This window comes from Sporosarcina sp. QA0331, from assembly GCF_055808055.1.
The window spans coordinates 3,623,016-3,641,796 of sequence record NZ_CM147850.1 but is presented as its reverse complement, the minus strand read 5'-3'; the positions used below and the strand labels follow the sequence as shown (position 1 = coordinate 3,641,796).

Below are 18,781 nucleotides of genomic sequence, written 5' to 3'. Positions count from 1 at the left end.
CAAGGGGGATTGCAATGAATAAGAAGATTGATGTAGAAAAGTATAAAAGCATGTATTTGAAGTTTATTGATAACCGGCATACCGCTGTTTTAAGCTTTGTCGATAAGGAAGGGAAACCTTTTAGCAGTATAGCTCCCTTTGTAAGAAAAGATAATAAGCTTTTCATCTATATTAGCAAGATCGCCGAGCATTACGAGTTGACCGAAAAATGCGATGCGATTGACGTGTTATTACTTGGTGACGAATCTGAAACGAAAAATCCCTTCGCAACAGAGCGAGTTCGCTGGAAATGTACTTCAAGAAATCTTGGGAATGATGGTCAGGAAGTTATTTTTGAAATGTTTAATTCCACATTTAATAAAAGTTTAATGGACGTATTGCGAGGGTTGGATTTTTCCCTCTTCGAATTAACACCTTCTGAAGGTCGATATGTCGTTGGCTTCGGCTTAGCCTTTGACGTTACGATAGATGGAGAAACTTTCGAGCATGTCGTCGTGGATAAGGAAAAGAAAGCAATATCGTAAAATTGGAGGTGATGGAATGACCTACGAGACAGTTCTATCAATGTGGGATGCTGTTCGTGAGCGTTTTTTTGAAAAGGCAAAGGGGTTGTCAGATGAAGATTTAACGCTTCAATTAGGGGACCTATCCATTGGAAGATTACTGTTCCACACGGGAGAGGTGGAGTATATATTTGCAGATTGGTATTTCGGTAAAAATCATGGCGAAGTCAAGAAGCCATCCTTGTTGAGTAAAGAGGAACTCATCGACTTTTTAACAGAATCAAATGCCTTTTTAAAGGACGCAATGAAGGATTTACCGGAAGAAGGTTGGCATGAATTGAAGGAAACGCAGATGGGAAGTTCGACACCTTTGGAAGTGATGGGCAGACTGATGTATCACACTGGCATACATGCAGGGCAAATTACGGATATACAAAAGTTCGGAAAATAACAGTACTTTAAACAGACTGTAGGCAAACTCTAGAAGTATACGAGTTTGCTTACAGTTTTTTTGGGTAGAAAAAGAGGCAGCATAGCTTCTTTCTTCGAATAGTAGGGAGGAGCTTTTCCTATCGGTGAAATTCAATGAATTAAGGGGATAGTTGATCCAACATCGATATGAACTTTGCGGCAGCTGGGGATAGGTGTGCTCCACGATGATGGACGTAGCGAATTCCACGCAGAAATTGTACGCCTTCGATAGGAACCTCTACCAACAAACCGCTGTTAATTTCCTGTTTGATCGCTAAGCTGGAGACGATGGATATGCCTAGGCCATGTATGACGCTTTGCTTTATGGCTTCTAAGTTGCTGATCTCCATATACTTTGGCGAACTGAATCCGTATTTTTTAAACTCCCCTTCCAAGTAATTGCGTGTCGCAGACTTATTTGGTTTCAAAATCCATGTCTCATCAATTAAATCGCCCAATTCGCAAATACTCTTTTGCGCAAAGGGATGTTGTTGGTTGACGATTAGGACAAGTTCGTCCTCACAAAATGTATTAAATTGAAAACGTTCCTCATCTATGGGAATACGATCGGAAAGCACTAAGAATTCCACTTTTTTCGTCTCCAACATGTCAATCAGGTGGCTTGAGGATATGATGTTCATATTCATTTTGATTCCTGGAAATTCCTTATTAAAATCACTGAGTATGGCGGGAAGAAGATAGACTCCGACAAAACTGCTTGCTCCGAAGGATAGTGTGCCGAATGAAAGATTGTCTAATTGCTTTATATGCTCTTTCGATGAATGAAATAAATTAATTATCTGCTCGGCATATGGTTTGAAATGTTCTCCTTGCTTCGTTAGGTAGAGCTTTTTACCGATCCTATCAAAGAGTTGAAAACCTAAATCCTTTTCGAGGCTTTGTATTTGCATGCTGACAGACGGTTGTGAACAAAATAGCTTTTCTGCTGCCACGGTAAAATTCAAACACTCCGATAAGGTGATAAAGGTTTGCAGCTTTGTTAAGTTCAAATGAAAACACACCTTTCAAATGAAGTCGAATTGGTCCGTTGAACGTACAATTCAGTAGTTGCGATGATTATAGCACAACGATTATAAGATTTCCTTATGATAATTAAAAATAAATCAAATTGTATTATAATAAACTCCCACATATAATGAAAGCGAATACATTTCAAGGGTGAGGGGGATGCAAGATGAGTAATTCCCAAAAGAAAGTGGGAACAAGTGACAACGAGCCTCAACAAAAGAAAAGGTGTGGACTTGAGGCGGGGATGAGAAAGTGGGGAATCCCTATTGCGCTCATCGTATTTTTATCACTATTATTTATGCCTAACCCGGAAGGATTAGATCCGGCCGCACAAAAATCATTGGCAGTATTCATGGGTGCCTTGATTCTTTGGGTAACAACTCCAATTCCAATCTATTTAACATCATTGATTGCGATTTTACTGCTTCCATTAGTTGGAGCCGTAGAGAATGAGGATGTCGCTTTTGGAACATTAGGATACGATGTTATTTGGCTAATGGTTGCCGCGTTTATCCTGACGTCTGCTATGATGAAATCCAATCTAGGCAGAAGGTTTTCATTATGGATGGTAACAAAGTTCGGAAGCACGCCGAAAAGAACGCTTCTTGTATTGATTGTCATCAACTTCATTTTGGCATTTTTTGTTCCTTCTACAACGGCAAGGGCAACGCTTATGATGCCAATCTGTATGATTTTGCTTGAAGTTTATAAAGCTATTCCAGGAAAAAGTAACTTTGGAAGGCTTATGATGCTACAAGGTCTACAGGCAGATGCCCTTGCCACGTCAGGAATCATGACGGCTACTGCAGGCAACATTATTGCGGTAGGCTTCATCAACGAACAAGCAGGTGGGGACATCGGTTATATGACTTGGCTTATTGCCTCGATGCCTTCTGCAATTCTGACAATGGGAATCACGTTCCTCATCGGACTGAAGCTGTTCTCCATCAAGGACGAGGAGAATTTTCAAGATGCTCGGAATACATTGAAGGACGAGTTGCACAAATTGGGCACCTTCTCCTTAGACGAAAAGAAAGCCACGGTTATCTTCCTGCTAACTGTACTCCTATGGGCAACCGGAGACTATCATGAAGCGTGGTTCGGCTTCGAAATTAGCACCGCCCAGACTGCTGTCATCGCAGGCCTTCTTTGTTTAATGCCAAGAGTGGGACTGCTTCAATGGAATGATGCGAATATCAAATGGGATTTGATGATATTCGCGGCGGGTGCATATGCAGTCGGGAACGCTTTGGATAAGTCTGGTGGGGCTGTTTGGATTATTAATAAAGTCGTTTATGGACTTGGAATCGAACAAATGAATCATAGTTTGGTGGCAATCGTAGTCATCTTTATCGCGATGTATAGCCATCTTATCTTCACGAGTAAAACGGTGCGGGTGACAATCTTGATTCCTGCATTCATTGCATTAGCAAAATCGTTGGGGATGGACCCTGTTCCGCTTGCGTTGGCTGCAGCGATGACGACGACCTTCACGATTACACTTCCACCGCATTCGAAAGTAAATACGATTTATTTTAGTACTGGATTCTTTACTGTCCTGGATCAAGTGAAATATGCGGTTGTCACTTGCTTTATCGGTGCAAGCGTCATTAGCGCATTTTATTTCACGTGGTTCAAGTTGATAGGTATCTAATCTAAAGGAGGACAACATGATGCGCAGAAAAGTGATTATGGCGATTGCTGACGGGATCGGGGATCGGCCTCATCCTTTATTGGAAGGACAAACACCATTGGAATTCGCGCGAACTCCTAATTTGGACCAACTTGCCTCACAAGGCATTAGCGGCATGATGGATTTGATTGCTCCAGGCATTCCAGTCGGGACGGATATGGGGCATATTATTCTTTTTGGCTATGAACCCCGCCACTATCCGGGAAGAGGGCCTATTGAAGCTCTTGGTATTGGAATGGACGTAAAGCCTGGTGATATTGTACTCCGTTGTAACTTTTCAACTGTGAATGAGAAAGGCCTTGTCGTCAATCGGAGAGCAGGAAGAATTCGTGAAAAGACTGACGAGCTTGCTCGAGCAATTGATGGGATGGAGTTAGAGGGTGGAGTAACTGTCCACTTCAAGCCTGCTACAGAGCACCGGTCTGTCTTGATTTTGCGCGGATCCGGTTTGAGTGATCAAATTAGCGATTCCGACCCGAAAGCACCGAATGATGGGCAGCCTTACCATAAGGTGATGCCATTGGATCATTCTAAAGAAGCTAAAAGAACGGCTGAATTGTTAAATCAATTCGTGCAAGAGGCGTATGAACGGCTATCCAACCACCCTGTAAATAAAGAGCGCATTGCAGCAGGCAAGCTGCCTGCAAACTTTATTTTGACGAGGGGCGCGGGGCGGATGGCGGATCTCACACCGATCACCGAAACAATGCAGATGACAGGAAGCTGTATTGCAGGAGAGAGTACTGTATTAGGCGTTGCCCAGTTAGCGGGTTTTAAAACGATCACAGATCGCAGTATGACGGGCAATATCGATTCGAATATAGAATTGAAAGCAAAATTGGCGATCGAAGAAATCGCGGACAATGATATGGTCTATGTTCATTTCAAAGCGCCGGACGTCAAAGGCCATGACAATGAACCGCATGAAAAAGCGAAAGCGATTGAGCTGTTTGATCATATGGTTGCGCTTATTGTAGAACAGCTTCCAAACGATGTCTATTTAGCAATAGCAGCCGACCACTCGACTCCTTGTGAAATCGGGGAGCATTCGGGAGATCCGGTGCCAGTTCTTATTGCTGGCCCTAGTATACGAAGAGACCGGGTTATGAACTACAATGAAATGGATTGCGCGTATGGCGGGTTAGGACATATGGCTGGGAACAATTTTGTAAGGACGCTGCACGGTTTAATGGGATTGGTGAAGAAGCAAGGAAATTAATAGTAACCCCTTCCGAATAGCGGAAGGGGTTTTCAGCTGTGTCCGATCGACTTTTATTTCGAAAGATCGCCATACGCATGTCAAACTTCTTTTTCAATTTCCAACATAATCTTCGTCACATACTCTGCTTCATCGTTTCTAATAAAAGCATCATATACATATTCCTCATACACATACTGCCCCAACCGATAGTGATGCTCATCCATAAAGGTAAATAATCGTTTATAGGTTTGTTCAATTGAACTTGCAGTCCCTACGTGATATCCAATAATAACTTCTCCTTCAAGGGCCTTGAAATAGGAATGTCCTTTGCGCGGAAGTGGCTGTTCCATATACAAGTATGAATAATTATCATAGTTGCCGGATAACACTTGCTCTCTCTTTGTAATGGCGCCAATCGGATAACCTGTATCTAATTGTGAACGATACAATTCATCAATGAAATCGGAAACTGCTTCGACAAATTGTTCTTCTGAGGAGTCTTCAATGTTTTCGCTAAGATACAATATTTCTTCCGGAAAATGCTGAATGGTAATGCTGTCAAAGTCGAGATGCAGTGTTTCCTCAGTCGATTGTATTTTCACGTTTATCATGCTTTCAATCATTCGTAGTTCTTGCCGCTTTTTCTCCACAACCTCTTTTTGCTGCTGCATTAATTGCAAAAAGTTATTGGGGGATTTATCCGCCATGTACGTCTGAATTTCTTTCAGTGACATGCCAACCGCTTTTAATAATTCAATGACACTAAAATAATCATATTGGGCAATCGAATAATAACGGTAGTCTTTATCGTCTTTCATAGCGGGCGATAGTAAACCGATTTGATCATAATAAATAAGTGTCTGTTTGTTAACTTTGCATAGCTTAGCAAATTCACCTGTCGTAAAGTACTTAATTTTCCGATTTGACAATGTATAATCTCCTTCTTGACTGTATAGTTACTATATACCTTAAATTATACCTATCCATAATACACATAGAAAGGTTTTGACAACATGTTCTCGGAAATTCGGAACATTACAGCTGTAAATAAAGAGGAGATTTTATCATTGCATATTGCAGACGATCAACAAGGTTTTATTGAAACGACGTGGCAATGCTTAACGGAGGCAGAAAGCGATCGTCGTTTCGTACCTGTTGGTTTATATAAGGGAGATACTGCAGTGGGATTTGCAATGTACGGCACGTTTCAACAGGATCAAGGAGAACAGCGTGTATGGCTGGATCGGTTTTTTATAGATGAGCGTTATCAGCATCGAGGAATAGGAAAATACTTTTTGCAGCAACTCATTTGTTATTTGCAAGCGACATTTCATTGCAGCCGCATTTACTTAAGTGTTTTTGATGATAACGAAGTAGCCATTCAGCTTTATAAAAAGTTCGGGTTTGTTTTCAATGGAGAGATTGATGAGAATGGTGAAATGGTGATGGTCAAGGAGGTGGGAATTGATGACTACAATGAATCTAATTGAAACAAAACCACTGAAACCATTATTTCTATCTTATTTATTTCCCGCTATGATCGGCATGCTGCTCATGTCGGTCAATATTTTAGTGGATGGTATTTTTGTGAGTCATGGTGTTGGACCGATGGCGCTGGCAGGAGTAAATATTGCGGTCCCAATCTTCTCCATTTTGTTATCAATTTCCCTTTGGATTGGAATGGGTGGCGCAACACTCTATTCCATAGCGCTCGGTCAACAGAATAAAGCACGTGCGCATCAGATCTTCACATTGTCATTCGTAACGATGTTAACAGTGGTTGTCATTTTAATCATTACCTTGTTACTCAACCTGCAAGACATCTCTTATATTTTTGGGGCGAATAACAGCACCTATCCGTATGTAAAAGAATATTTGTCTATTATTTTGCTGTTTGGCATCTTTTATACAATTGAAAATATGCTTAGTATCTTCATTAGAAATGATGGAAATCCAAAACTTGCGATGGCGGGTTTGGTCACTACATCCGTTTTGAATATCGTGTTGAATTATCTCTTTATATTCGTATTTGACTATGGGGTAACAGGTTGCGCATTGGCTACTGTAATATCCACAATGATAGGAGCCGCTGTGCTGTGCCTTCATTTCTTCAGGAAGAAGTCAGAGTTGAAGTTTGTCCGAAAGTTTTTTAACTGGACTGATGTAAAGAGCGTATTTGCAATTGGCCTGCCAAGCTTTATTGTAGAAGCTTCAGTAGCTGTTATCGTGATTTTGTATAATGTTACGTTTTTATACTATTTGGGAGATAACGGCGTAACAGCCTACGCGATGGTTAATTATATTCATACAGTGCTCTTAATGATGTTTTACGGTATAGGCATGGCGCTGCAGCCTATTGTCAGTTATCATTATGGCGCTAGGCTAATGAAGAGAGTGACAGCGCTTTTGAAAATTGGCATTGTCACCGCGTTTGGATTTGGATTCATCATTGCGGTTGCTGCTATATTATTTCCTGCGCAGATGATGGCCGTGTTCGGTGACAGTACAATGGATGTTCGCCAAATGGCATCACAAGGTTTTGTTCATTTTGCGTTTGGTTATATATTCTTGGGCATTAATTTAGTATTTGCGGAGTTCTTACAATCGATTGAAAAGACACGCCTTGCAACTTGGATTATGCTATTGCGCAGTATCGTTTTATTTGTCCCAGCACTCATCGTGTTGCCGATCGTATTCGGAGCGCGGGCGATTTGGTGGACATTCCCCGTTGCTGAAGGTGTTACGGCGTTGCTCATATTCTATTATGTAAAGAAAAATCCTAAAGTGATTTCTACTTGAGTTAAAGCTGGAGTCATAAAAGTATTAAAGTGCTCAGGCGACAGTCGAAGTTGAAATGATAATCAAAGTGCTGGACGACAGGCTTCTCTCATAGATAAGATGGAAGAAATGACTATGAGGAGGATTCGATATGAAAGAGATGAAGACAGCAGAAGTTCAGCAAAAACTTGATAATGGGGAAATCCTTCATATGATTGATGTACGTGAAGATGACGAGGTCGCGGCAGGAATTATTCCCGGTGCGATTCATATTCCATTAGGGGAAGTTCCAGATCGTTTGGAAGAACTCGATAAAGCAACGCCATATGTGCTTATTTGCCGGTCAGGCGGTCGCAGTGGGCGCGCTGCAGAATTTTTAGAGGCACAAGGATATGACGTAACTAATATGGTTGGCGGCATGTTGGATTGGCAAGGAGACGTTGAATAAGGAATGCAAAAAGGGAGCCGGAATGGCTTCTTTTTTTGTCCGCGTCTAGACTCCGGGTGGCAACTCCTCGGGTCATAAGTCAGCTCTGCTTCACGGCAAAAGCGCCGTTTCGCAGATCTGACTTATGCCTGTCGCAGTTAACCGCCACCAAAGAGGTGCCTTAATTTCTGCAAAAAGCGCCACTTCGTATCTTTGTCTTATGCCTGTCGCGGTTAACCACCACCCTCCGCTTTTGTTACGTCTAGACTCCAGGCTCCAGAAGCTCGGGTCATAAGCCAAAGCTGCTCTGTGGCAAAAAGCGCCACGCCGCATCTTTGTCTTATGCCTGTCGCCTCTAAGCAGGCGCCCTCCGCTTTTGTTGATACAAGCATTCATATCTTGGCCAAGGTCTGCGTATAGTGGAGGAAAAAGGCGGTGTGAGATTGAAACGATGGCTTATCATCGGGTTGTTATTTGCAAGCTCCCTACTTATCGTGCTTTACGGTGTGAATGCCTCGGACAGGGGTTTTTTCATGCCTGAACAGCTTGGGGGAGTGAAAATTGTCATTGATCCCGGGCACGGGGGACTGGACGGCGGAGCGTCGGTTGGAGAAGTTGTAGAGAGGGACATTACGTTAAGCATTTCGCATGAATTGAAGAAGAGATTGGAAAAGAAGGGTGCAATGGTCGTCATGACGCGTGAGAAGGAAGGAGACGCCCTTGCAGAACACGCACCGAGTGAGAAGTTCGGAACGACAAGGCAAAGAAAAATGGCCGACTTGAAATTGCGAGAAAGCCTTGCAATTGAAGAGGATCCTGATATGTTCCTCAGCGTCCATGTCAACGCGATTCCAGAACAAAGATGGCGAGGTTCACAAGTGTTTTATCATGCTGAAGGCCATCCTGGAGGAGAGCTCTTAGCAAAATCAATTCAAGGATCTTTCGTAAATAATTTACAGAATACTGATCGTGAAGCATTGGCGATCAAAGGAGTTTATTTGTTGAAAAAGGTTCCGATGCCATCCGTTTTAATAGAGACTGGCTTCATCTCAAACCCGGAGGAACGGGCATTGTTGACGGATCCTGCCTATCACGGGAAAGTGGCGGATGCGATAGTGGAAGGAATCATCCAATTTCATTTATCTGAAAAGCAATGAAGACAATTCTGACTTTGCAAGTGTAGCAATATGGTATACTTAGAGGAGAAGAAATAAACCTCTAAGGAGTGGCCATATTGATTAACGAACAAATTGTCCGTGACGTTGTAGGCGAGTTGAAGGATCCGTTTTTACATAAAACACTTGCGGAAACCGATGGGATTGTTAGCGTATCGGTTAAACCGGAGAAAAAGCATGTCAGTGTAAAATTGGCCATCGCTAAAGTCAACACAGCGGAGCAAATGAACTTGCAGATGAAAGTGGTTGAAGTAATAAAAGCAGCAGGAGCAGATTCAGTCGGTATCCGTTTTGAGGAACTGCCGCCTGAAACACTCGAAAAATTCCGCGGTACGGCAACGGAGGCTGAAGCTCAAGACTTACTGTCTCCGTTGAATGATATTGAATTCATTTCAATTGCATCCGGGAAAGGTGGAGTGGGGAAATCGACGGTTTCCGTGAACTTGGCGGTTGCCCTTGCTCGTCTCGGGAAGAAGGTTGGATTGATCGATGCGGATATTTACGGATTCAGTGTGCCTGATATGATGGGTATTACAGAATTGCCGGTCATCCGTGAAAATCGAATCATCCCGGTAGAACGTTTTGGAGTGAAAGTAATTTCCATGGGGTTCTTCGTGGAAGATAACGCTCCGGTCGTATGGCGTGGGCCAATGCTCGGGAAAGTGCTAGATCAGTTTTTCCGTGATGTAGATTGGGGACCGCTGGATTATCTCATCTTAGATTTACCGCCTGGTACTGGGGATGTCGCGCTTGATGTTCACCAAATGATTCCTTCATCTAAGGAGATTGTCGTCACAACGCCGCATCCGACAGCAGCATTCGTAGCGGCACGCGCAGGAGCAATGGCGCTTCAAACAGATCATGCCCTCTTAGGTGTCATTGAAAACATGGCGTGGTTTGAGTCGAAACTGACAAACGAAAAGGAATACGTATTCGGCCAAGGCGGAGGCACTCGGTTAGCAGAAGAATTACGTACCGAGCTATTAGGACAAATTCCACTCGGTCAGCCGGATTGGAATGAAACTGAATTTGCCCCATCCGTTTATGCAGAAGATCATCCGATTGGTCAAACGTACACGAAAATTGCACAGACAGTTATCGAGAAAACCAAAAAATAACGGGAAGCTTCATACAAAATGGGCGGTGGAGGTTATTGACCTCCGCCGCCGCTATTTCCACCACCACCGCCTGCTTGTCCACCGCCGCCTCCGCCAGATTCACCGCCACCACCTTGCTTCTCGGTCGGTGCCACTTCACCCGCTTTGAGGATCAGCTCCTGCCATTTCGCCTTGAGCAATGGGCTGTTAATCGTTTCTTCAATCGACTTCTCCATCTGTTTTTTCATATTTGCCGATTGCAAAATGGTTTCCATTTGTTTTTGCATATCAGGCTGTCCGAAAAATTCCACCATTTCTTCTTGGAATGAAGAGTCATTAATTAGCTTCGACATAATGTCTTGCTGCTGATCCTTCATGCTTTTCGCAATTTTTTCGGTGAACTTCGGATCCTCAAATGCCTTTTTCCAGAAATCCTCACCTTTATCCGACAATAACGTATCCTCGATGGATTTTTTCACTTCCGCCTGATCCAGTACCATCAACTCCCTGAATTCGGGATCGGATAGCATTGTCCGGACAGCCTTTTTTCCATCCTCGGTTTGCAAAGCATCCGTCATCATCTTCTTCATTTCATCATAATTCGGTCCTTGCTGTTGCATACTGCAGCCCGATAATAATATAACAAGTACAAGTAAATGAACCCATTTTTTCATCATGAGATCAATTTCCCTTCCGATTGCGTTTTCAATTATTGTTCACAATATAAAGAGGAATATGCATTACGCATTCAAGGAAATAGATTTTTCGGCAAAACGTTGATACACTAATGGAAGCAATTGAAAACGGGGGAACAGTAACGTGACCATACGAAATTGGGTTAAATTCTTTTTTACTGCATTAATTATCGGAGGAGTTGTCACGGGAATTCTCGGGTTGATTGTCCGTTGGGAATTCTTCTCACAATACTTATCATCCGGAGAATATACAGAGTTTCTTGGCGCATTCTTATGGATGATCTTTCTCGGATTTACGATGAGTGTCGTCGCGCAAATGGGCTTCTTCGCCTATTTGACGGTTCACCAATTTGGGGTGAACTTATTCAGAACATTGACATTATGGAATTGGGTGCAGCTGCTCATCATCGCGGTAGTCATCTTTGATCTCGTGTTTTTCAGATTCAAACTGACGGCTGGAGATACCGGGCGAACCATGCTTTATTTGACGCTGCTGTTTTCATTATTAGCAGTTTCTATTGTCACGGCTTATTTCAAAGCGAAATGGACAAAAAAACACACGCTCATTTCCGCACTGTTCTTCATGATCGTCATTACGACGCTCGAATGGCTACCGGCATTGATGGTCCGTTCAGGCAATATCGACTCGTGGGTGACAATATTATTATTCCCGCTACTCGCGGTCAATGCATATCAGCTTCTCATGCTGCCGAAGTACAACCGCCAATCCGATGAGGACAAGGCAAAGCTGGATGCGCGTAAACAGGCGCGAAAATCGAAATCAGCAAAAACGGCAAAAGCGAAATGATAAAAGCGCAGTTCCTCAAATAAAGGAGAACTGCGCTTTTTGTTTACGTCTAGACTCCAGGCGCCAGAGGTTCGGGTCATAAGTCAAAGCTAAAGCCGTCACGAAGAACGGCTTTTGCGAGCAAAAGCGTAGCGTTACGAGCAGCGAAAAGACAACCACTCCACATCTTTGTCTTATGCCTGTCGCCTCTAGGCAGGCGCTTTCCGCTTTTGTTACTTCGGCATTTTTTTTGTTTTGATGGACATGTTGAAAAGGACATCTTCCAATAACCTATTCTGGCGTGTCTCGGCCAGCTTTTTAAAATTGGATAATGTGATCCTTTCTTCACGATGATGCGGCAACGAAATAATTTCTCCTTCAATGACCGGCGGCGGCTCTCCTGTATGCCAGCGGACGGATGAACCGAGAGCATTCACTTCGCTATCCCATAGCGCACTTCGTAAAGAATATGGAAACTGTTCATCAGACGTCCTGAACCATAACGGTTTGGCACCGAACAACTCCTCATACTTTTCGAGCTGTTCAATGAGAAGAGGTGTGTTCTGTTCATATTCCATCCCTGCATGTCCCAGTAAGCCGGTCGGGATGTTTCGTTTCTTGATCAATTGTACGATTTCCGGAAAACGGTCGGCCCATTCCATATCAAGAAGAAGCAATGGATAGGGAGCCTGTAATTCACGAACCAGCTGCTTCACTTCCTCGTCTCCGAATGAAATATTAATTGTCATCGCAGAACCAGACATTCCTCTGACGATGACTTCATTCGGCTCGTCCGTCAACCGGAAAACAGCCTTCAATGAATCCGATCCGGGCATGCTTGGGAAGAATAGGGCGGCAGCGCAGCAAACAAAAATGAGAATAACTAGTTTAGCTCTCAAGTCACATCCCCTTTAAAACGAAATCTATAGGGTACTTTATGATAAAGGCTTGACCAATATGATTGGGTCATGCTAATATAAGAAAGTCGTTACAGGGTAGTGGAAAAAGGGTTGATTTTCACCCGGCTTTCAGCTAAACTAAATAATGTCGTTGGAAATAATAATTACGATTCCGCAGTAGCTCAGTGGTAGAGCAATCGGCTGTTAACCGATCGGTCGTAGGTTCGAGTCCTACCTGCGGAGCCATTTTTATGCTTCCATAGCTCAGTAGGTAGAGTGCTTCCATGGTAAGGAAGAGGTCACCGGTTCGAATCCGGTTGGAAGCTCCAGATGAAACTTGCGACTTCTGTTTCATTAAGAAAGACGCTTTTTTTATGTCAACCTGCCCTTTGGAATGCGAAAATTAAAAATGAAAAATAGACTTGCATAACGAATGCGAATTTGTTAATATAACATTTGTGCGATTCATAAAGCAGTTTATAAATCTTATATGGCCCCTTGGTCAAGCGGTTAAGACACCGCCCTTTCACGGCGGTAACACGGGTTCGAATCCCGTAGGGGTCACCATGTTTGTTTCTAAAGTTAATAAAATGAAGCTGACAAAGAAATGCGCAGCTTATCACTGTACTCCCGTTAAAATTGGGAGAAGCAAGCAGGTCGCGGAAGCGATTGAGAGAAAGAGGGAGCGTACAAAAGGTACGTGACCGAGTGAACGAATGAAGCTGACAAAGAGATGCGCAGCTTATCACAATTTTAACCTGGTGGGGTAGCGAAGTGGCTAAACGCGGCGGACTGTAAATCCGCTCCCTCAGGGTTCGGCGGTTCGAATCCGTCCCCCACCACCATACATACTTACGCTTTAACATGTTTGCTAATCCAGTTAAAAACGAGTGAAGCCGAAGCAGCAATGCGAAGCTAAACTCTATTTTAACGTTGGGGTATAGCCAAGCGGTAAGGCAACGGACTTTGACTCCGTCATTCGTTGGTTCGAATCCAGCTACCCCAGCCAAACTTTTTTAGCGCTTTGCGATAAAAAAGTTTTGCGAGTAATTCCGAAAGGAATTAGGAGCAAACCGGTTTTAATTATAGAGCATCCTAAATTTAAGGTATTGCGAGCAAAACGTTTTTAATTACAAAGCATCACAAGCAAACCAATTTTAACACCAAAGCTCCCTAAATTATAAAACCTCATACATCCCACTCAAATCCATCCAAAAGATAGGATTTTTTTATTGCCTAAAAACCCCTCTCACGACTTTCAAAAAATGTTCATACAGCGATCCGTCAAATCCAGTTTTTGCGAGTATTATAGAAAGGTATTGTATAGTAGAGACAACGAATCATATCTATGTTCATTGAAAGACTTCATGATCAGCAGAAATGACGTAGATTCCAACAAATATAGAACAGTTCGTAGGTGTTTATGCGTATTTAGGCTTATTTATGCGTATTTGTACTCATTTATGAGCTTTTCAGGAAATATATGCGTATGTAGAAGCGTTTATGCGCTTTTGAACTGATTTATGCGTATTTGGATTACCGTGGAGTCATCGAAGTTTATTCAAATAGGCAGCAAGGTTTCAGTTGAAAGGATTGATGATGTTCACATGCACAATTATTTTGAAGTGATGCGTAAAATGACAGGCGACGACAAACAGATTGACGTGGAGGCTATTCTCGCTGATATTGCATTTGCGCTCGATCAAACCGTCATAATCGCGATTACTGATCGCACGGGAAAAATCACCTATGTCAATGAATTGTTTACAAAGATATCCCAATACGAAGCTGATGAGCTGATTGGGGCTGCGCACTCGATCATTAATTCAGGCTATCATTCGAAAGAGTTTTTCAAAGATATGTGGTCAACAATTGGCCGCGGGAAAATCTGGCAAGGTGAAATTCGCAACCGAGCAAAAGATGGCAGCGTTTACTGGGTCGATACGAAGATTGTTCCTTTTTTGAATGAAAAGGGAATCCCGAACAGATATATTTCCATTCGTTATGATATTACAGAACGGAAGTTTATGGAGGAGAAAATTCGAAAGGATGCACAAACATACCGTCGAATTGCCGAAGAAAACCGTGATCTCTCGTATAACGACCAACTGACGTCATTGCTCAATCGTAATGCGTTCAGCAAGGAGCTGAGAACGTGTATCGAAAGTAAACGGAAAGATGGATCAAGATTAGGACTTGTATATTTGAACATCGATCGATTGCGAAACGTAAATGACTCTTTCGGACAGGAAACTGGGGATTATGTGCTGTCGGTAGTCGCGAGCCGGTTGAAGAACGTACTTAGTCATGAAGACATCATTGGTCGCATCTCAGGTGATGAATTTGCATTCACGTTAACGGAGGCTGCGGACGAGGAAGAAGCGGAGCAGTTGACGGAGAAAATAAAGAGCAGTTTGGAAAATCCGATAAGCATTGATGGTGAATTGTACACCATTTCCACTAGCTGTGGCATTGCGTTATTTCCAAAACATGCTAAAGTCGCGCAGGAGCTTATGATGAAGGCCGAAAAGGCGCTGCATTATGTTAAGGAGCATGGCGGCGGGAACTATAAAATGTATGAACCTGGAACAGCGACGAAAACGTTGGAACGCATATTGTTGGAGAATGAATTGCGTAAAAGTGTTCAAATGGGACATTTCACATTGGAGTATCAACCGAAAATGAATTTGGCTCGTGGTGATCTGTCTGGGGTCGAGGCATTGGTACGCTGGAATCATCCCGATCTCGGTCGCATTCCGCCGGATAAATTCATTCCGTTAGCGGAGGAGACGAAAATCATTTTGCCTCTAGGCGAATGGATTTTACGGAAAGCTTGCAAGCAGGCGGCGCAATGGAAGCGTGAAGGGTATGGACCGATTCGCATTGCTGTGAATATGTCGACCGTCCAGCTGGATGATGCGGATATCGTTGGAACGATAAAACGGATTCTTATGGAAGAGGAAGTGGAACCGGAACTCATCGAAATTGAGCTGACCGAGAGCTCATTCGCAGACCGCGATGAAATGAGGGAGACGATTCAGCAGATCAGGGATTTAGGCATGCACGTCGCAATCGATGATTTCGGAACAGGTTATAGCACTTTCAGTTATATTAAGGAATTGCCTGCGGACACAGTGAAAATCGACATGTCATTCGTGAAGGACATTGACGTGAACGAAAACAGCAGAGCTATCGTCAAGGCGATTGTTACATTGGCGGACACGGCAGGCCTTAATGTCGTTGCCGAAGGAATCGAGACGGAAGAACAGGCGAAAATCCTTTGCAACTTAGGCTGCAGAGAAGGACAAGGCTATTTCTTTAGCAAGCCTTTACCTCCCGAAGACTGTGAATTCATGTTTTCGAAATCAGTAGAATATGAATAAATATCCGTAAACTTGTCAGGTTGAGCCATTCCATTGAACGAATTACAATATGGATGGGGGGCTGACATATATGAGAAAATTGGATATATCACTAATTGGTGTTCCGCTCGATTACGGACAAAGCAGAAGAGGCGTGGACATGGGACCGAGTGCCATCCGTTATGCGGGGGCGATAAAAAGATTGGAAGCGATCGGACACACGCTGAAGGATGAAGGGGATATCCAAGTAAGCTCTGTCGAACATAAAGATCGTGAAGCTACGAACTTGAAAAACTTGGAGGAAGTTGTCCAAGCGACGAGTGAACTTGCAAATCGGGTTGCTGAAGTCGTAGAAAAAGGGAATTTCCCACTCGTCCTCGGGGGCGATCACAGCATTGCAATCGGGACGATTGCGGGATTATCGTCAACGTATAAAAACTTAGGTGTCATCTGGTATGATGCGCATGTTGACATGAATACTGCTGAAACGTCACCATCAGGTAATATCCATGGAATGCCGCTTGCGGTTCTCATGGGCCGGGGGCATGAAAGATTAGTAAACATTTTTAAAGAAGGGCAGAAAGTAAGGCCCGAAAACATTGTCATTATCGGAGCCCGTTCAGTCGATCCGGGCGAGCGTTTGTTAATTAAAGATCTAGGCATCAAAGTATTCACGATGCACGAAATTGACCGCGATGGCATGACTTCGGTCATGAAGGAAGCGATTGCTTATTTGCAAGCTAAGAATGTTGATGGTGTCCACCTGTCATTGGATTTGGACGGCCTCGATCCTCTCTACACACCGGGAGTCGGAACACCGGTGCCAGGCGGAATCAGCTATCGCGAAAGCCATCTTGCAATGGAAATGCTTGAAGATTCGGGCATGATCACATCAGCGGAATTCGTCGAAGTGAATCCGATTCTCGATGAAAAGAACAAAACTGCGGATGTCGCAGTCGGACTAATGGGATCATTGTTCGGAGAAAAATTATTATGAGAAGTGCCGCTTGGATTATTATCCGAGCGGTTTTTACTTGCTTCAGTCGATTAAACCCTCGACTGAAGCAAGTAAAAAGCCTCCGGCGGATGTCACAGATTTTGAGGGGAGTTATGGATGGCAGTCTAAGTTCGCGACGTCCTGTCGCAACGACTGCATGACCGACATCCTGCCGGCCTCAAGCGCAATTCAAAAACTGGACATAATTACGCCAAGGCGTAATTGATTTCAGTAAACAAAATTCCTAAAAGAACGGAAATATTTATCAATCTTTGGTAAAATAAAAATATGAATTAAAAAAATGAAACCTGTTGGACCCTTCAAACGTATAGAAGGAACAGCCGCATAGAGCGGAGGATGAAAGTCATTGGATGAATTGGTCAATAAAAGAATAAATGATGTGATCAAAGGCGATCAGGATGCATTCGAAGAAATTGTCACCATGTTTCAACATCGGCTGTATCATGTTTGTTATCGAATGCTCGGCAATCCCCAGGAAGCGGAAGATATAGCTCAAGAAGCATTTGTGCGTGCATATGTGAACATCCATACGTACGACCAGAAACGGAAATTTTCCACTTGGTTATTTCGGATTGCAACAAATTTATGCATCGATAGAATCCGTAAAAAGAAACCGGATTATTATCTTGATGCAACAGTGCCTGGAACGGATGGCCTGAATATGTATTCGCAGATTGCAGCAGCCGGCGACTTGCCGGAGGAAGAAGTGGAACGTATGGAAGCGCAGGATCGTGTCCAATATGAGATTGGAAGGCTTCCTGAAAAATATCGTTCTGTTATCGTCCTACGATATATGGAAGAATTGCCGTTGCAGGAGATTAGTGATATTTTAGAATTACCACTTGGAACCGTAAAGACCCGAGTTCACCGTGGCCGGGAAGCGCTACGGAAACAAATGGGTAATATGTAGGAGGGAATTAAGTATGAATACGTGTCAGGAACCAGTGATCCATTTAATGCACGCGTATTTAGACGGAGACATAAGCCGCGAGGATGAGCAATTGTTGCAGGAGCATTTAGCTGGCTGTGAACATTGTAGGGAAATGATGGATGAATTCAAAATGTCGGCTTTATTCCTGAAGGATGCTGCTCCAATCCAAGCCCCGGAAGGATTTGTCTCAGGCGTCATGGCACGTCTCCCGAAAGAAAAATCGCAAGCAGGTTTTCAACGGCTTTTACGCAGGCACCCACTCGTGGCTGCGGCTGCACTGTTTTTGATATTAATGAGCGCGACGCTCTTTTCTAGTTTCGGCAATAATCAGCAGTTTTCATTCACGAAGCAACCAAATCTGGTCGTTGAAGGGGAAACGGTCGTCGTCCCTGCTGGTGAAGTTGTGAAAGGGGATATCGTCGTCAAAAACGGCAATCTTCGAATTGAAGGAGAAGTGGACGGCAATGTAACTGTCATCCGCGGTTCGAAATACATGGCTTCAACGGCAGTTGTTACAGGAAAAAGCGAAGAAATTGATCGGGCCTTTGATTGGTTATGGTATAAAATCAAGTCGACAGTTAAAGATATTTTCCCGTCCTCCGATGGAGAGTCAGGGGAAGAATAATGATTGCACGATCGCCTTCCCGGCAAAGGGTGGGCGATTGTTTTTTATTTTTCATGAATGAACGTTTGACACATAGGGAAAGGAAACAAA

Annotated in this window: 18 protein-coding genes and 5 tRNA genes; 19 read left to right on the top strand and 4 right to left on the bottom strand. The window is 43.4% G+C overall.

The features are described from left to right. Positions 1-14: 14 nt before the first annotated feature. Complete coding sequence (locus tag AC0L13_RS18500) at positions 15-524, top strand: heme iron utilization protein (RefSeq protein WP_473642229.1); 510 nt, start codon at positions 15-17, stop codon at positions 522-524. A gap of 16 nt (positions 525-540) precedes the next feature. Beyond that, the gene (locus tag AC0L13_RS18495) at positions 541-954 is read left to right on the top strand and encodes a DinB family protein (RefSeq protein WP_473642227.1); all 414 of its coding nucleotides are present in this window, start codon (positions 541-543) and stop codon (positions 952-954) included. A 139-nt stretch (positions 955-1,093) separates the two neighbouring features. Here the strand turns inward: AC0L13_RS18495 and AC0L13_RS18490 are convergent, their stop codons facing one another. Beyond that, complete coding sequence (locus AC0L13_RS18490; RefSeq protein ID WP_473642225.1) at positions 1,094-1,984, bottom strand: LysR substrate-binding domain-containing protein; 891 nt, start codon at positions 1,982-1,984, stop codon at positions 1,094-1,096. Positions 1,985-2,169: 185 nt separating this feature from the next. On the opposite strand from AC0L13_RS18490, the gene AC0L13_RS18485 reads away from it, so the two are divergent. Next, positions 2,170-3,657, top strand: coding sequence for an SLC13 family permease (locus AC0L13_RS18485; protein ID WP_473642223.1), 1,488 nt, complete (start codon positions 2,170-2,172; stop codon positions 3,655-3,657). Between the two features lie 19 nt (positions 3,658-3,676). Further along, the gene (locus AC0L13_RS18480; RefSeq protein ID WP_473642220.1) at positions 3,677-4,915 is read left to right on the top strand and encodes a 2,3-bisphosphoglycerate-independent phosphoglycerate mutase; all 1,239 of its coding nucleotides are present in this window, start codon (positions 3,677-3,679) and stop codon (positions 4,913-4,915) included. Positions 4,916-4,995: 80 nt separating this feature from the next. Here the strand turns inward: AC0L13_RS18480 and AC0L13_RS18475 are convergent, their stop codons facing one another. Then, on the bottom strand, positions 4,996-5,826 hold the full coding sequence (locus AC0L13_RS18475; RefSeq protein WP_473642218.1) for a MerR family transcriptional regulator: 831 nt from the start codon (positions 5,824-5,826) through the stop codon (positions 4,996-4,998). Between the two features lie 84 nt (positions 5,827-5,910). Between AC0L13_RS18475 and AC0L13_RS18470 the strand changes: the two genes are divergently transcribed. From AC0L13_RS18470 to AC0L13_RS18450, 5 genes are all read left to right on the top strand, one after another. After that, positions 5,911-6,387, top strand: a complete 477-nt coding sequence (locus AC0L13_RS18470; protein ID WP_473642216.1) for a GNAT family N-acetyltransferase — start codon at positions 5,911-5,913, stop codon at positions 6,385-6,387. After that, complete coding sequence (locus AC0L13_RS18465) at positions 6,365-7,696, top strand: MATE family efflux transporter (RefSeq protein WP_473642214.1); 1,332 nt, start codon at positions 6,365-6,367, stop codon at positions 7,694-7,696. The genes AC0L13_RS18470 and AC0L13_RS18465 overlap by 23 nt, the downstream gene beginning before the upstream one ends. Positions 7,697-7,826: 130 nt before the next feature. Further along, on the top strand, positions 7,827-8,123 hold the full coding sequence (locus AC0L13_RS18460; protein ID WP_473642212.1) for a rhodanese-like domain-containing protein: 297 nt from the start codon (positions 7,827-7,829) through the stop codon (positions 8,121-8,123). 422 nt (positions 8,124-8,545) lie between these two features. Then, positions 8,546-9,259 carry an N-acetylmuramoyl-L-alanine amidase gene (locus AC0L13_RS18455; protein WP_473642210.1) on the top strand — a complete coding sequence of 238 codons (714 nt, stop codon included), beginning with the start codon at positions 8,546-8,548 and terminating at the stop codon, positions 9,257-9,259. A gap of 77 nt (positions 9,260-9,336) precedes the next feature. Beyond that, positions 9,337-10,395 (top strand): Mrp/NBP35 family ATP-binding protein, encoded by a 1,059-nt coding sequence (locus AC0L13_RS18450; RefSeq protein ID WP_473642208.1) that lies wholly within the window; start codon positions 9,337-9,339, stop codon positions 10,393-10,395. Between the two features lie 32 nt (positions 10,396-10,427). Here AC0L13_RS18450 and gerD read toward each other — a convergent pair whose 3' ends face one another. Continuing rightward, positions 10,428-11,051, bottom strand: coding sequence for a spore germination lipoprotein GerD (gerD, locus tag AC0L13_RS18445; protein WP_473642206.1), 624 nt, complete (start codon positions 11,049-11,051; stop codon positions 10,428-10,430). A gap of 142 nt (positions 11,052-11,193) precedes the next feature. Between gerD and AC0L13_RS18440 the strand changes: the two genes are divergently transcribed. Continuing rightward, positions 11,194-11,877, top strand: coding sequence for a KinB-signaling pathway activation protein (locus tag AC0L13_RS18440; RefSeq protein WP_473642204.1), 684 nt, complete (start codon positions 11,194-11,196; stop codon positions 11,875-11,877). A gap of 212 nt (positions 11,878-12,089) precedes the next feature. On the opposite strand, the gene AC0L13_RS18435 is transcribed toward AC0L13_RS18440, so the two are convergent. Then, positions 12,090-12,755, bottom strand: coding sequence for a polysaccharide deacetylase family protein (locus AC0L13_RS18435; RefSeq protein ID WP_473642202.1), 666 nt, complete (start codon positions 12,753-12,755; stop codon positions 12,090-12,092). Between the two features lie 171 nt (positions 12,756-12,926). Between AC0L13_RS18435 and AC0L13_RS18430 the strand changes: the two genes are divergently transcribed. The 9 genes from AC0L13_RS18430 to AC0L13_RS18390 all read left to right on the top strand — a co-directional run bounded on the left by AC0L13_RS18430 (position 12,927) and on the right by AC0L13_RS18390 (position 18,691). Beyond that, positions 12,927-13,001 (top strand) — tRNA-Asn (locus tag AC0L13_RS18430). Positions 13,002-13,008: 7 nt separating this feature from the next. Further along, positions 13,009-13,084: transfer RNA gene (locus tag AC0L13_RS18425), tRNA-Thr, on the top strand. 163 nt (positions 13,085-13,247) lie between these two features. Further along, positions 13,248-13,322 (top strand) — tRNA-Glu (locus tag AC0L13_RS18420). A gap of 193 nt (positions 13,323-13,515) precedes the next feature. Beyond that, positions 13,516-13,600: transfer RNA gene (locus AC0L13_RS18415), tRNA-Tyr, on the top strand. Between the two features lie 89 nt (positions 13,601-13,689). Next, a tRNA-Gln gene (locus tag AC0L13_RS18410) sits at positions 13,690-13,764 on the top strand. 598 nt (positions 13,765-14,362) lie between these two features. Next, positions 14,363-16,138: a putative bifunctional diguanylate cyclase/phosphodiesterase gene (locus AC0L13_RS18405; protein ID WP_473642200.1), complete on the top strand. Its 1,776-nt coding sequence runs from the start codon at positions 14,363-14,365 to the stop codon at positions 16,136-16,138. Positions 16,139-16,208: 70 nt separating this feature from the next. After that, positions 16,209-17,114: an arginase gene (rocF, locus tag AC0L13_RS18400; protein ID WP_473642198.1), complete on the top strand. Its 906-nt coding sequence runs from the start codon at positions 16,209-16,211 to the stop codon at positions 17,112-17,114. Positions 17,115-17,481: 367 nt separating this feature from the next. Beyond that, positions 17,482-18,045 carry an RNA polymerase sigma factor SigW gene (gene sigW, locus AC0L13_RS18395; protein ID WP_473642196.1) on the top strand — a complete coding sequence of 188 codons (564 nt, stop codon included), beginning with the start codon at positions 17,482-17,484 and terminating at the stop codon, positions 18,043-18,045. A gap of 13 nt (positions 18,046-18,058) precedes the next feature. Then, entirely contained in the window at positions 18,059-18,691 is a 633-nt protein-coding gene (locus tag AC0L13_RS18390) for a zf-HC2 domain-containing protein (protein WP_473642194.1), read from the top strand. Positions 18,692-18,781 lie beyond the last annotated feature (90 nt).

What these genes read in the sequence shown, in the direction of transcription:
- AC0L13_RS18500 (WP_473642229.1), top strand. Translation starts at nt 15, where the DNA reads ATGAATAAGAAGATTGATGTAGAAAAGTATAAAAGCATGTATTTGAAG.
- AC0L13_RS18495 (WP_473642227.1), top strand. Translation starts at nt 541, where the DNA reads ATGACCTACGAGACAGTTCTATCAATGTGGGATGCTGTTCGTGAGCGT.
- AC0L13_RS18485 (WP_473642223.1), top strand. Translation starts at nt 2,170, where the DNA reads ATGAGTAATTCCCAAAAGAAAGTGGGAACAAGTGACAACGAGCCTCAA.
- AC0L13_RS18480 (WP_473642220.1), top strand. Translation starts at nt 3,677, where the DNA reads ATGCGCAGAAAAGTGATTATGGCGATTGCTGACGGGATCGGGGATCGG.
- AC0L13_RS18470 (WP_473642216.1), top strand. Translation starts at nt 5,911, where the DNA reads ATGTTCTCGGAAATTCGGAACATTACAGCTGTAAATAAAGAGGAGATT.
- AC0L13_RS18465 (WP_473642214.1), top strand. Translation starts at nt 6,365, where the DNA reads ATGACTACAATGAATCTAATTGAAACAAAACCACTGAAACCATTATTT.
- AC0L13_RS18460 (WP_473642212.1), top strand. Translation starts at nt 7,827, where the DNA reads ATGAAAGAGATGAAGACAGCAGAAGTTCAGCAAAAACTTGATAATGGG.
- gerD (WP_473642206.1), bottom strand. Translation starts at nt 11,051, where the DNA reads ATGATGAAAAAATGGGTTCATTTACTTGTACTTGTTATATTATTATCG.
- AC0L13_RS18405 (WP_473642200.1), top strand. Translation starts at nt 14,363, where the DNA reads ATGCACAATTATTTTGAAGTGATGCGTAAAATGACAGGCGACGACAAA.
- rocF (WP_473642198.1), top strand. Translation starts at nt 16,209, where the DNA reads ATGAGAAAATTGGATATATCACTAATTGGTGTTCCGCTCGATTACGGA.
- AC0L13_RS18390 (WP_473642194.1), top strand. Translation starts at nt 18,059, where the DNA reads ATGAATACGTGTCAGGAACCAGTGATCCATTTAATGCACGCGTATTTA.